9 protein-coding genes and 1 tRNA gene are annotated in these 13,091 nt (G+C 63.2%); 4 read left to right on the top strand and 6 right to left on the bottom strand.

The window, feature by feature from the left end; genetic code table 11:
• Positions 1-55 precede the first annotated feature (55 nt).
• Both KBT70_RS12435 and KBT70_RS12430 read left to right on the top strand, forming a co-directional pair.
• The gene (locus KBT70_RS12435) at positions 56-2,362 is read left to right on the top strand and encodes a DNA topoisomerase IV subunit A (protein ID WP_296633762.1); all 2,307 of its coding nucleotides are present in this window, start codon (positions 56-58) and stop codon (positions 2,360-2,362) included.
• A gap of 65 nt (positions 2,363-2,427) precedes the next feature.
• A complete protein-coding gene (locus KBT70_RS12430) occupies positions 2,428-3,213 on the top strand; it encodes an inositol monophosphatase family protein (protein WP_296633756.1) in 786 nt (261 codons plus the stop codon).
• Positions 3,214-3,309: 96 nt separating this feature from the next.
• On the opposite strand, the gene KBT70_RS12425 is transcribed toward KBT70_RS12430, so the two are convergent.
• The 3 genes from KBT70_RS12425 to putA form a co-directional block, all read right to left on the bottom strand.
• Complete coding sequence (locus KBT70_RS12425; RefSeq protein ID WP_296633753.1) at positions 3,310-3,678, bottom strand: GFA family protein; 369 nt, start codon at positions 3,676-3,678, stop codon at positions 3,310-3,312.
• Positions 3,675-4,421, bottom strand: a complete 747-nt coding sequence (locus KBT70_RS12420; RefSeq protein ID WP_296633747.1) for a rhomboid family intramembrane serine protease — start codon at positions 4,419-4,421, stop codon at positions 3,675-3,677. Before KBT70_RS12420 ends, KBT70_RS12425 begins: the two co-directional genes overlap by 4 nt.
• Positions 4,422-4,541: 120 nt before the next feature.
• A complete protein-coding gene (gene putA / locus KBT70_RS12415; protein ID WP_296633743.1) occupies positions 4,542-7,973 on the bottom strand; it encodes a bifunctional proline dehydrogenase/L-glutamate gamma-semialdehyde dehydrogenase PutA in 3,432 nt (1,143 codons plus the stop codon).
• A gap of 104 nt (positions 7,974-8,077) precedes the next feature.
• Here putA and KBT70_RS12410 point away from each other — a divergent pair, with 104 nt between their 5' ends.
• A complete protein-coding gene (locus KBT70_RS12410) occupies positions 8,078-8,557 on the top strand; it encodes an Lrp/AsnC ligand binding domain-containing protein (RefSeq protein WP_296633738.1) in 480 nt (159 codons plus the stop codon).
• Positions 8,558-8,628: 71 nt separating this feature from the next.
• A tRNA-Leu gene (locus KBT70_RS12405) sits at positions 8,629-8,713 on the top strand.
• A gap of 167 nt (positions 8,714-8,880) precedes the next feature.
• Here KBT70_RS12405 and KBT70_RS12400 read toward each other — a convergent pair.
• From KBT70_RS12400 to KBT70_RS12390, 3 genes are all read right to left on the bottom strand, one after another.
• Positions 8,881-11,061: a xanthine dehydrogenase family protein molybdopterin-binding subunit gene (locus KBT70_RS12400; protein WP_296633731.1), complete on the bottom strand. Its 2,181-nt coding sequence runs from the start codon at positions 11,059-11,061 to the stop codon at positions 8,881-8,883.
• Position 11,062: 1 nt separating this feature from the next.
• Positions 11,063-11,521, bottom strand: coding sequence for a (2Fe-2S)-binding protein (locus KBT70_RS12395; RefSeq protein WP_296633724.1), 459 nt, complete (start codon positions 11,519-11,521; stop codon positions 11,063-11,065).
• A gap of 354 nt (positions 11,522-11,875) precedes the next feature.
• Positions 11,876-12,778 carry an AraC family transcriptional regulator gene (locus KBT70_RS12390; protein WP_296633720.1) on the bottom strand — a complete coding sequence of 301 codons (903 nt, stop codon included), beginning with the start codon at positions 12,776-12,778 and terminating at the stop codon, positions 11,876-11,878.
• Positions 12,779-13,091: the final 313 nt, after the last annotated feature.

Raw genomic sequence — 13,091 nt, 5'->3', positions numbered from 1 at the left:
AACCTGTGCTCTCTGGGTGCTTTACGCCGCAGGACACCAAGGCTACACCATATCCATGAGTGATTTGCTGGACGACCCCAACATGCGGCCCGAGGCTGTGTCGGAACCGCTGCGCCGCGCGATTGGCGAGCGCTATCTAACCTATGCGCTGTCCACGATCATGCACCGGGCGTTGCCCGATGCGCGCGACGGTCTCAAACCGGTGCATCGCCGCATTCTCTATGCGATGCGCGAACTCAGGCTGTCGAGCACCGGGGGGTTCCGCAAATCCGCCAAGATTTCCGGCGATGTGATGGGCAACTATCACCCGCATGGTGACGCTGCGATTTACGATGCGATGGCGCGTCTGGCGCAGGATTTCGCGGTGCGCTATCCGCTGGTGGACGGGCAGGGCAATTTCGGCAATATCGACGGCGATAACCCCGCCGCCAGCCGCTACACAGAGGCGCGGATGACCGCCTTTGCCGAGGCGTTGCTGGATGGTCTGGCCGAGGATGCGGTCGATTTCCGCGACAATTACGACGGCACGCTGCGCGAGCCGATCGTTTTGCCTGCGTCCTTTCCGAACCTTCTGGCGAATGGATCGTCAGGCATTGCCGTGGGCATGGCCACGAACATTCCGCCGCATAACATCGCCGAGTTGATTGATGCGTGTCTGCATATGATCAAGTCGCCCGATGCCCGCGACGAGACGCTTTTGCAATACATCCCCGGCCCCGATTTCCCCACCGGCGGTGTGATCGTCGAGCCGCCCGAGAGCATCGCACAGGCCTATCTGACCGGGCGCGGCGCGTTCCGCCTGCGCTGCAAATGGGAGATGGAGGATCTGGGGCGCGGTCAATGGCAGATCGTCGTCACAGAGATTCCCTATCAGGTGCAGAAATCCAAGCTGATCGAGCGCATCGCCGAACTGATCCAGACCCGCAAGGTGCCGATCCTTGCCGATGTCCGCGACGAGAGCGCCGATGACGTGCGCCTGATCCTCGAGCCGCGCTCCAAGAATGTCGATCCCGAGGTGTTGATGGGCATGATGTATCGCAATTCCGAATTGGAAGTGCGGTTCTCGCTCAACATGAATGTGCTGATTGACGGGGTCACACCCAAGGTCTGCTCGCTGAAAGAGGTGCTGCGCGCCTTTCTCGATTTCCGCCAAGAGGTGCTGTTGCGCCGCTCGGCGCATCGGATGGAAAAGATCGACCACCGGCTAGAGGTTCTGGAAGGGCTGATCATCGCCTTCCTAAATCTCGACCGGGTGATCGACATCATCCGCTATGACGATGATCCCAAGGCAGCCCTGATGCGCGAGGATTGGAGCCGCACGGTGCCGCGCGCCATGTCCGAGGCAGAGTATGTGCCGCCCCCCCACTCGGACGAGCCGGGGCTGTCCGAGGTGCAGGCCGAGGCTATCCTCAACATGCGCCTGCGGTCCTTGCGGCGTCTGGAAGAGATGGAGTTGCGCGCCGAGCGTGACGCGCTGATGGCAGAGCGCGCGGGGCTGGAAGATCTGCTGGACGATGTGTCCCTGCAATGGGCGGCGGTCGCGGATCAGTTGAAAGAGGTCAAGAAGACCTTTGGCAAGAGCCACGCCATTGGCGCGCGCCGCACGAAATTTGCCGAGGCGGGTAGCGTCGAAGAGGTGCCGCTCGAGGCGATGATCGACCGCGAGCCGATTACCGTGGTGTGCAGCCAGATGGGCTGGATCAGGGCCATGACCGGGCACCTCGATCTGAGCCGCGAGTTGAAGTTCAAGGATGGCGATGCGCCGCGCTTCATGTTCCACGCCGAGACCACCGACCGGATTCTGGTCTTTGGCAGCAATGGCCGTTTTTACACGCTTAGCGCTTCGAACCTGCCCGGCGGGCGCGGCATGGGCGAGCCGCTGCGCCTGATGGTCGATCTGCCCAACGAGGCCGGTATCGTCGATCTGCTCATTCACAAGCCGGGGCGCAAATTGCTGGTGGCCTCTGATGCCGGGGACGGTTTCATCGTGCCCGAGGAAGAGGTTGTGGCCCAGACCCGCAGCGGCAAGCAGGTGCTGAACCTCAAGGAACCGGCCCGCGCCGTGGTCTGCCGCCCGGTGACGGGCGATCACGTCGCCTGCGTGGGGGATAACCGTAAGGTGCTGGTGTTCGCCTTGGATGAACTGCCGGAACTTGGGCGCGGCAAGGGCGTTCGGCTCCAGAAATACAAGGATGGCGGGCTGAGTGACGCCACCACCTTTGATCTGGCCGACGGGCTGACATGGCGCGACCCGGCCGGGCGCACCCGCACTGAAAGCAATCTCGAGGAATGGCTGGGCAAACGCGCAGGCATTGGCCGCATGGCCCCGCGCGGTTTCCCCCGTGACAACCGCTTTACCTGATCGGGCCTTGTCTGTTGCGGATGCGCGGCGTATAGCCCCGGCCTGACCCAAAAGGAGCCCTTGCAATGGTAGGTAGTGCCAATCTCAACGTCATGCTCAAGGCCGCGCGCAAAGCGGGGCGGGCACTGGCCAAGGATTTCCGCGAGGTCGAGAACCTTCAGGTCAGCATGAAGGGCGCCGGTGATTTCGTCAGCCGCGCCGATATTGCCGCCGAGAAAATCCTCAAGACCGAGTTGATGGGCGCGCGCCCGACCTATGGTTGGCTGGCCGAAGAGGGCGGCGAGGAAGAGGGGCAGGACCCCACCCGTCGCTGGATCGTCGATCCGCTGGACGGGACCACCAATTTCCTGCACGGCCTGCCGCATTGGGCGGTCTCTATCGCGCTTGAACACAAGGGCGAGGTGGTGGCGGGCGTCATTTACGACGCCAGCAAGGATGAGGCGTTCTTTGCCGAAAAAGGTGCCGGGGCCTGGATGAACGAAAGCCGCCTGCGCGTCTCGGGGCGCAGCAAGATGATCGAGTCGATTTTTTCCACCGGCCTGCCCTTTGGCGGGCGGTCGGACCTGCCCGAGACCTTGCAGGATTTGGCGAAATTGATGCCGACCTGCGCGGGCGTGCGCCGCTGGGGATCGGCGGCGCTCGACATGGCCTATGTCGCGGCGGGGCGCTATGAGGGGTTCTGGGAACGGCGATTGAACGCGTGGGATCTGGCGGCAGGTGTGATCATCGTGCGCGAGGCGGGCGGGTTCGTCGAACCGCTGCGCCCCGGCGGCAATATTCTGGCCGATGGCGAAGTGATCTGCGCCAACGAGGCGATTTTTGACAAGTTCGCGGGCGTGATCCGGGGGTGAGAGGGCGGGTATTGGCTAGTCTTTTGGCACCTTGAGTCCGCGCTTTGGCGGTTGGGGCCGATGTCAACTCTCGGCCAAACTCTTCCTCACAGCCCGTCACGCATCCGATGGGTGATTGACCCCATCGACCCACCCAATCGGGTCGAGATCGCGCGGGTTCACGCCGTCAATCGCCCCAAGATTGACGCCATATTCGTTGGGGTTCGAGCGGCGCTGATGATGCGTGTAAATCCCGCATGTCTTGCAGAAATAATGCTTGGCCGTGCCGGTGCCCCATTGATAAAGCGTGAGATTGTCGGCCCCTCTGACAATCTCGACCCCGCTCAGCGGTGCCGAAACCGCCGCCGCACCCCGCCTGCGACAGAACGAACAGTCACACCGCCGCGCGGACGTCAGCGCCTCTGACAGCGTCACGCGCAGCTCAACCGCGCCGCAATGGCAGGTCGCCTTGAGAGGTTGGGTCATCGGCGTTTCCTAACGGTCGGAATGGAACTCTGGCGAAAGCGATAGTCGGGCGTGGGATGCGGTGGCGTGCCATGGGTCGCGCGCCAGAAACGCGGGCCGCCAAGCCGCAGAAAGACCGGCAACGTCAGCGCCAAGCCCGCGACAAACCCACCCGCATGCGCCCAATAGGCGACCCCGCCCATGTCAGGATCGCTGCCCAACCCGGCCATCACCTGAAGCGCGAACCACAGCACCAGCATGATCGCCGCAGGAATTGGGATGATGCGAAAGAACACGAGAAAAAACAGCAAGATATCGACCCGCGCACGTGGAAAGAGCAAGAGATACCCGCCCATCACCCCGGCAATCGCGCCTGAGGCCCCCACGGTCGGCACCATCGACCCCGGACTGCCCAGGATATGCGCCAGCCCTGCCGCGACGCCGGTGGCAAGGTAAAAGGCCAGATAGGGCAGATGCCCCATCCGATCCTCCATATTGTCGCCGAAGATCCACAGAAAGAGCATGTTTCCCGCAAGGTGCAGCACGCCCCCATGCAGGAACATCGAGGTCAGCAGCCCGGTGAAATCCCCCAGTTGCGTCACCTTGGCGGGGATCATCGCCCAGTCGTAGAAAAAGAGATTGAGCGCCCGCTCATTCGCGAAAAGCGGCCAGTAGGCTATGAAAATCACGACGTTGAGCGCGATCAGCCCGTAGGTGACATAGGGTCTGCGCCCCGAAGGGTTATGATCGCGGATCGGGAACATAGGCGAAAGCTAGCGCGCATTCGCCCGGTCGGAAAGCGCCAAATCACCGACGATACGCCGCGTGTCTGAAAAGACAGCGGTCCGAAATCCTTGGAAGATTTCGGACCTTTGGTCTTTGGCTCAGGACATCCCGCTCAAGAGCGCCGCGTTGCCGCCCGCTGCCGTGGTATCGACGCAGACATGCCGCTCGTGGAGCGCGTGGCCGGTGTCTGGCAACCCGGTGATCAGCGGCAGGATCGGGCCTGCGCGCCGCGCCATGGCTCCGGCATAGGCGCGCGCCTCGCTCTCGCACCCCCACCAGAGCACGCCCGACAGGCCGCCCATGGTCACAAGCGCCTCGGGGTCCACCCGGCCTGTGGCGGTGACGGCGACGCCGCCCAACCCTTCGACCGCGCGCGCCTGTGCCGCTGCCAGATCCGCCCCCGGCCCCATGCAGAGAAGCGCGGGACGCACATGGGTGGTGAGGCGGTTCGACTCGCCGGTCGGCCCCGGCAGAACAAGGGCTGCGCGGGCGGGGCGGGCGGCGGCATTGGCGGCATCAAGCGCCTTTTGCGCCGCGTGCGCCGACATGGCTTCGGTCCATTTCTCGCCCTGTTCCGGCGCGGCGCGCGCGGTAAAGCGGGTGAGGTAATGCGGCCCGCCAGCCTTGGGCCCGGTGCCCGACATGCCTTCGCCGCCAAAGGGTTGGCTGCCCACGATGGCCCCGATCTGGTTGCGGTTGACATAGATATTGCCCGCATGCACCGCCTCGGTGACATGCTGCACGCGGTCGTCGATCCGGGTCATGAGACCAAAGGTCAGGCCATAGCCGGTGGCGTTGATGGCGCTGATAACGCGGTCAAGATCGCCGGATTTGAACGTGGCGACATGAAGGACCGGGCCAAAGATTTCGCGCTCGATATCGCCGATCCCGCCGACCTTGATCAGCGTGGGGGCAATATACGTGCCCGCGTTTGGCGTTTTCAGCTCATGCAAGAGCCGCCCTTGCGCGCGCGCGGTCTGGATATGCGCGGCAATGCCGGCGCGCGCCTCTTCGTCGATGACGGGCCCACAATCTGTGCTCAGGTGCCACGGGTTGCCGACCGTGAGCGCATCCATCGCGCCGGTCAGCATTTCGAGAAAATGTGGCGCGATGTCGTCCTGCACATAAAGACAACGCAACGCCGAACAGCGTTGGCCAGCGGATTGAAACGCGCTCTCGACAATTGCCTGCACGGCCTGTTCCGGCAGCGCGGTGCTGTCCACGATCATCGCGTTCATGCCGCCGGTTTCCGCGATGAGCGGCGCGCCGGGGGTGAGGTTCTTGGCCATGGCCGCGCGGATTTTCAGCGCCGTGTCGGTCGAGCCGGTAAAGGCCACGCCACCCACACGCGCGTCAGAGGTGAGCGCCGCGCCGACATCGCCGGCACCGGGCAAAAGTTGCAGCGCCGTGGCGGGCACGCCCGCCTTGTGCATGAGGCTGACCGCCAGATGCGCGATGAGCGGCGTCTGTTCAGCAGGTTTCGACAGCACCGCATTGCCTGCGGCCAAGGCCGCCGCGATCTGGCCGGTAAAGATGGCCAGCGGGAAATTCCACGGGCTGATGCAGGTAAAGGTGCCGATGGGCGCGCCTTCGGGCGCATGGGCGGCGTAGTAGCGCAGGAAATCTACCGCCTCGCGCAGTTCGGCCACGGCATCGGGGATGGATTTCCCCGCCTCGCGGGTCAGCAGCGCGAAGATCTCGGCGTAATTTTCTTCATAAAGGTCCGCCACGCGGTTGAGGATCACGCCGCGCTCCTTGGCGGGGGCGCCCCATGCGGCGGCGGCAGCCAAGGCCATCTCGATATCGGCCTTGCTGGCCCATGCCACGGTGCCGGGGGTGTCGGCGGGATCGGCCGGGTTCTCGACCGCTTCGGGAGCTTGCGGCGCGGGCGTGCCTGCGATCAGCGGTGCGGCCTCCCAGCGGTGCTGGGCATAGGGCGCGCGCGCTGCCTCAATCCTGTCGAGTGTCGGCTGGTGACGCAGGTCAAAGCCGCGCGAATTGGGGCGCTCGGGCTGGAACAGGTCCGGGCCTTTGGGCAGATGCGGTTGCGGATCGTTCACCGCCACAAAGGGATCGCGCGCGACCTCTTCGGGGGCCACCTCTTCGTTGACGATCTGGTTCACAAAGCTGGAATTTGCGCCATTTTCCAAGAGCCGCCGCACTAGGTAGGCCAAGAGATCGCGATGCGCGCCGACCGGCGCATAGATGCGGCAGCGGGTGCCCTCGGCCTTGAGGATGATGTCATGCAGCGCCTCGCCCATGCCATGCAGGCGCTGGAATTCAAACGCAGCCTTGTCGCTCGCCATATCGAGAATGGCGGCGGCGGTATGGGCGTTATGGGTGGCGAATTGCGGATAGATGCGGTCGGTCATCGACAAGAGCTTGCGCGCATTGGCGATATAGCTGACATCGGTCGCCGGTTTGGAGGTAAAGACCGGAAAGCCGTCGATCCCCGCCACCTGCGCGCGCTTGATCTCGGTATCCCAATAGGCACCCTTGACGAGGCGCACCATGATCTTGCGGTCCAGACGTGTGGCCAGATCATAAAGAAAATCAATCACATGGCTGGCGCGTTGACCGTAAGCCTGCACCACCACGCCGAACCCGTCCCAACCGGCAAGCGCCGGCTCTTCCAGAACGGTCTCGATCACGTCGAGCGAGAGCGACAGACGATCCGCCTCTTCGGCGTCGATGTTGAGGCCCATCTTGGCTGATTTCGCCAAGAGTGCGAGGCTGCGCAGGCGCGGCACCAGAACTTCCATGACCTGCGCGCGCTGCGCCACCTCATAGCGCGGATGCAGCGCCGAGAGTTTCACGGAAATGCCGGGATTGCTGCGAATGTCGGCCTGCGTGCAGGCATTGGCAATCGCGGTGATGGCGCGCGAATAGCTGAGGTGATAGCGGGTCGCGTCGGCATCGGTGCGCGCCGCCTCGCCCAGCATGTCATAGGAATAGCTGTAGCCCTTTTTCTCCATCCCCGCCGCGCGGTCCATGGCCCCCTGAATGGTCTCGCCCAGCACGAATTGGCGGCCCATTTCCTTCATCGCGCGGCCCACGGCGGTGCGGATCACCGGCTCGCCCAGCCGCTTGATGGCGCTGCGCAGATGGCCCACGGGGCCGGGTTTTTCGTCCTTGAGCACCTTGCCGGTCAGCATCAACGCCCAGGTCGAGGCATTGACCAGCGGCGAGGTGGAATGGCCCATATGCTTGCCCCAGTCCGACGGCGCGATCTTGTCCTCGATCAGCGCATCAATGGTGTCGGCGTCCGGCACCCGCAAGAGCGCCTCTGCCAGACACATGAGCGCGATGCCCTCATCGGTCGAGAGGCCGTATTCGGCCAGAAACACCTCCATCAAACCGGGGCTCGATTGCCCGCGAATGGCGCGCACAAGCTCTGCGCCGCGCGCGCAAATCCGCGCTCGGTCCGCCTCGGAGAGGTTGGCAGCAGCGGTCAGGCGCGCCAGCGTTTCGGCCTCGTCCGCGTAGGTGGCAAGGTCGATGGCGCGGCGAATGTCGGTGTCGTATGGCATGCGGGTCCCCATGGTTGGATGGCACATCATAGCATCATTGAACCAGTGACTTTTCCTGATTAGAATGAAATTTCAGGCCGGATGGTTTGAATTTGGAGCGTGCCATGGATCAAAACGAACAGCTCGACCTCGACCGCTTTGACCGGGCGATTCTACGGGTTCTGGCGGGGGACGGGCGGATCAGCGTCACCGAGCTTGCGCGCGAGATCGGGTTGTCGAAATCCCCCACCCAAGCGCGCCTCCGGCGGCTGGAGCGGGATGGCGTCATCACCGGCTACCGCGCGCTTTTCGATCCCATCCGCCTTGGCCTTGATCACGTGAGTTTCGTCGAAGTGCGCCTGCATGACACGCGCGAGGCGGCCTTGGCAGAGTTCAACGCCGCCGTGTCGAAAATCCCCGAGATCGAGCAAGTGCATCTGATCGCTGGGAATTTCGACTACCTGATGAAGATCCGCACGCAGAGCATGGCCGATTATCGCCGGGTTCTGGCCGAACATATCTCGACCTTGCCACATCTGGCCAATACCTCGACCTATGTGGCGATGCAGGCGGTCAAGGAAAACGCGATGTCGGATGTGATCTGATCCGCTCTGTGTTCCCGCCTATGGCTTTACACCCCCGCCAAAGCGGATATTGTCCGCCCCGCACCCCCCGTGCCCGCGTGGTGGAATGGTAGACACAGGAGACTTAAAATCTCCAGGCCTTTGGCCGTGCCGGTTCGAGTCCGGCCGCGGGCACCATCGAGGGCGGGGCAAACCGGCGTTCCGCCGCCCATGCGCCGCACCTTAAGATACCAGTACCCCTCTCTGCACGCTTGGAAAGCCGGATCGCAGGCTTGCGCCTGGGTGCCCTTGAGGTGGATCAATCCCCGAACGCGTCTCTGGTCCCGTTTAACGTCGCCTTCGTGTCACGCCAGCCCATGCCTTGTGAATGGCAATTCACGAATGCGGGTTCCGGTTGCCCGGAAGACGGCGTTAGCGACTGCCGGGCCAATCGGGGGCGTGCCTGGCTCGCCAATGCCCGTGGGGGCCGCGTCCGAGCGGACAATGTGAACCTCGACCTCTGGCATGTCGGTGATCCGGAGCGGCGTGTAGTCGGGGAAGTTCGCCTGTTCTACCTCGCCGTCCACCATCGTGATCTCTTCGCGCAGGATGGCCGACAAACCGTAGCCGAGCGCCCCCTCGACCTGGGCGGTGATATTGTCGGGGTTGATCGGCACGCCACAATCGACGCCGCAGGTCACTTTCTCGACCTTGACGGTGCCGTCATCGCGGAGCCGGACATCTGCGATCTCGGCCACGTAACTATTGAAGCTTTTGTGAACCGCGATGCCGCGATGGGTGCCCTCTGGCCCCGCCGCCCCCGCCTTTTCCGCTGCAAGTTGCAACACACCGGCGAGCCGCGCGTCGCCCGTGAGATAAGCCAAGCGGAACTCGATCGGATCCCGACCGGCCGCCACGGCGAGTTCATCCATCATGGTTTCCATGACATAGGCCGTGTGGGTGTGCCCGACCGAACGCCACCACAGGGTGGGGACGCCAACCGCAGGATGATGCACATCTACATGCATGTCCGGGATCGCATAGGTCGTGTCCGAAATACCCTCGACCGTCGAATGGTCGACCCCGTCCTTGACGGTAAAGCTCTCAAACGCGGTGCCGGTAAAGATCGACTGGCTGACGACCCGATGCTCCCAGCCCGAGATATTGCCCTCGGCATCGAGCCCGGCGCGCACGCGGTGCACCGCCATTGGCCGGTAATAGCCGCCGCGAATGTCGTCTTCGCGGGAATACACAAGTTTGATCGGGCGTGCGGCGTTGCCCGCGTCAAGCCAAGCCTTGCCGATCATCGCAGCCTCGGCGGTCAGATGGCCGTCCGGGGTTGCGCGGCGACCGAAAGACCCGCCGCCCCAGCGGGTGTTGATCGTGATCTGCGGAAATTCGAGGCCGAGGACTGCCGCAGCCGTGCCATGATCGACGGTCTGGATCTGAGAGCCGCCCCAGAAGGTCGCCGACTGGCCGTCGTAAAGCACGGTCATGTCGAGCGGCTCCATTGGCGCATGTGCAAGGTAGGGGAAGACGTATTCAGCCTCGACCACCTGCGCGGCTTGTGCGAGTTTCGCGGCCGCATCGCCGCGCGGATGGGATGGCAGGCCGGGTTCGTCCAGAGAGGCGCGAAACTCGGCGAGCAGCGCGTCGGTGCCGCGGGTTTCGCCCGAGCCCTCGACCCAGTCGAGCGTGAGCGCGTCGCGGCCCTGCATTGCAATCCATGTATTGCTGGCGATCACCACAACACCTTGCGGGATCTCAAGAACCGCCTCGACCCCGTCCAGCGCAAGGGCCTCGGTTGCGTCCACTGAGGCCAGCGTTGCCCCAAAGCGGGGCGGGCGGGCGGTCACGGCGACAAGGCCACCGTCGGGCTGGACGTCCATTCCAAAAAGACCAACGCTGCCACGCGTCTTCATCGGCAGTTCGACGCGGGGAAAACCCTTGCCGATATAGACCCAGTCTTGCGGGGATTTCAGCGTTACGTCGGTCGGGGGCTCCTGCGCCGCAGCGAGGGCCGAAAGCGCGCCCAGAGTAGCCGAGTTGCTGCCGCCTGAGACAACGCCGTTGGTTATCGTGATCTCGCTGGCGGGCAGACCCCATTCAGAGGCCGCAGCGGCCACGATCATGGCGCGGACAACAGCCCCGGCCTGACGGTATTGGTCAAACGAGTTGGCCATGGCGGTGGAGCCGCCAGTGCCTTGGACGCCAAACAGGAGGTTCTTGTAGACCTCCGGGTTCGACGGTGCAAATTCCACCTCGACCTGCTCGGCGGCGGCGTCGAGTTCCTCGGCAACCAGCGTGGCGAGGCCTGTCGCCGTGCCCTGACCCTTGTCCAGATGCTTGCTGAGAACGATGACGCGGTTGTCTGGCGTGATGTGGACGAAGGGCGTGGCCACAGCCCCGGACGCGGTGTTGGCAAGGCCCTTGTGGGGGATGACGGCGCCGATGAGTAGTCCGCCCACAGCCCCGGCGGACAGCTTGAGGAAGGCGCGGCGCGTGGGCTGCGGTGTGGGGAGCGAGGCATTCAGGTAATGTAGCATATCAGGCCTCCATGATTTCGGCGGCGCGGTGGATCGCCCTGCGGATACGGGCATAGGTGGCGCATCGGCACAGATTGCCCTCCATGGCGGCGTCGATATCGTCGTCGGTGGGCTTGGGCGTTGCCGTCAAAAGCGCCGAGGCCGACATGATCTGGCCGGACTGGCAGTAGCCGCATTGCGGGACCTGCAACTCGACCCAGGCTGCCTGGATCGCCTTGGCCGCCGGTGTGTCGATCGCCTCGATCGTCGTCACGTTGGCACCTTCGAGATCGCCGATGAGCGCCTGACAGGACCGTGTGGGTTCACCGTCGATGTGAACGGTGCAGGCTCCGCAGGAGGCCACGCCGCAGCCGAACTTGGTGCCGGTCATCTTGAGTTCGTCGCGCAGCACCCACAGAAGTGGCATGTCTGGGTTCGCATCAATCTCGCGCGGTTCTCCGTTTATCGTGAGTGTGACCATCAGACTCTCCCGTTTGAATTTGTGTTGTCGCTGAACACCGACGACTTGCTCTTGCGGTACATCACCAGTCTTGCTTTTGGTATGGGCCGTAGGCTCGGGATTTCAAGTTTCTGATCTGCCAGATCGGGCAAGCTAGGCGCTCTGAGGTCTCTGACCCGCCTGACATCGGCCGCTTTCCTGCGTCAGGATCACATGAGGAGGAAAGCAAAACAAGCGTTGTGAAGCCAGGTGCCGCGTCTGGTCGAGGATATCCCCGGAGGTTGGCATGGCGCAGGGCGTGCCGGCCGGTCCTCGTATATGCGGCGGTGATCCATACCCGCGACATTAACACTAAGAAACCTCGGCTATCCCGTTTCAGGGCGATGCGGTCGACTCGCGAACCGCCTTTCGATAGGTGGACGGGCTCATGCGTCGATGCTTGACGAAGACTCGGGCCAGCACTTGATTCGATGAATATCCGACCTCCATTGCGATTTGCGTGATGGGGAGGTCCGTATGTTCAAGAAGTTCACAGGCTTTCTCCACTCGCAATTGCGTCAGGTAGACACGTGGCGGGACGCCCACGCTGTTCTTGAACATGCGGGCGAAATGAAATTGCGACAGCCGCGCCTCACCCGCCAGTTCTTCAAGGCCGATGTCCTCCATGTAGCGCGCGCGCATGAGTTCGATGCAGCGCCGCTCCGCCCATGGGGCGAGGCCACTTTTTGTCGTCTCAATCGGTGCCCCGTTCAATCGGCAGAGTTCCGCCAGAATCTCGCAACCCGCCGCTCGCGCCAGCAAACGGGAAGGCACCCCCTCGTCTTCACTGAGGGCCCACAGGCTCCTGACTGCCGACCGGATTACCGGAGAGGTAAATGTCCCCCTGTGGATCTCCGGACGGTCGAATGCGATCTGGCTTACACCGGCTTCATCGAGGACGCATTGCCACTGCGCCATCGGGAACGCCAGACTACGAAGCTGATGGTTGGTGTCGACGATGACCGTGTTGGTAAAGTTTGGCGCCGCAAGGAAAAGGCCGCCTTTGTCACTGGTGACATCGAAGCGCCCTCCGCCCAGATCACCGCTGACGCGGGTGCCGCCGAGCAGGTCCTGATAGAGAACCAGATCTGGCACGGCTGGGTCTGACATATCACCAGCAGGTTGCGCGGCCTCAAGCAGATTGAGTATTCCGCCCGAGGACTTTCTCGCCCGGACATAAGAGGCCAGATGACCTTCTGTGTACCATTGGGTAAAGGACGAATAGGCAGGAAGCGTCATGTGTATCTCGGTATGCCCGCGGGATCGGCAGCGGTGTGTGGAATATCGTTGGTCGTGGCATCCCGGCGCAGTCGAGTGCGGCGAGACCTAGCGTCGAGGTTTATGGTGGGGGTGATCGCACCTCTTGGTCATGTTTGGCATCCGTGCGTTTGAACCAGGTGGGTCGTGCTCACAAAACCTAAGACCGCCCAAAGAGCGGGCGCATTTTCGTCGACATGGGGTTCCCAAGACCTGTCAGACATCCCCGTGATGTCCGTTGCTCAAGCAGCGCCCCCTGAGGCCTTGCAATCCTGTCGACACCTCATTTCACAAA

Source organism: Roseovarius sp. (assembly GCF_018066915.1).
Lineage (GTDB): Bacteria > Pseudomonadota > Alphaproteobacteria > Rhodobacterales > Rhodobacteraceae > Roseovarius.
The sequence above is the reverse complement of the archived record's forward strand: the minus strand, read 5'-3'. Positions and strand labels throughout refer to the sequence as shown.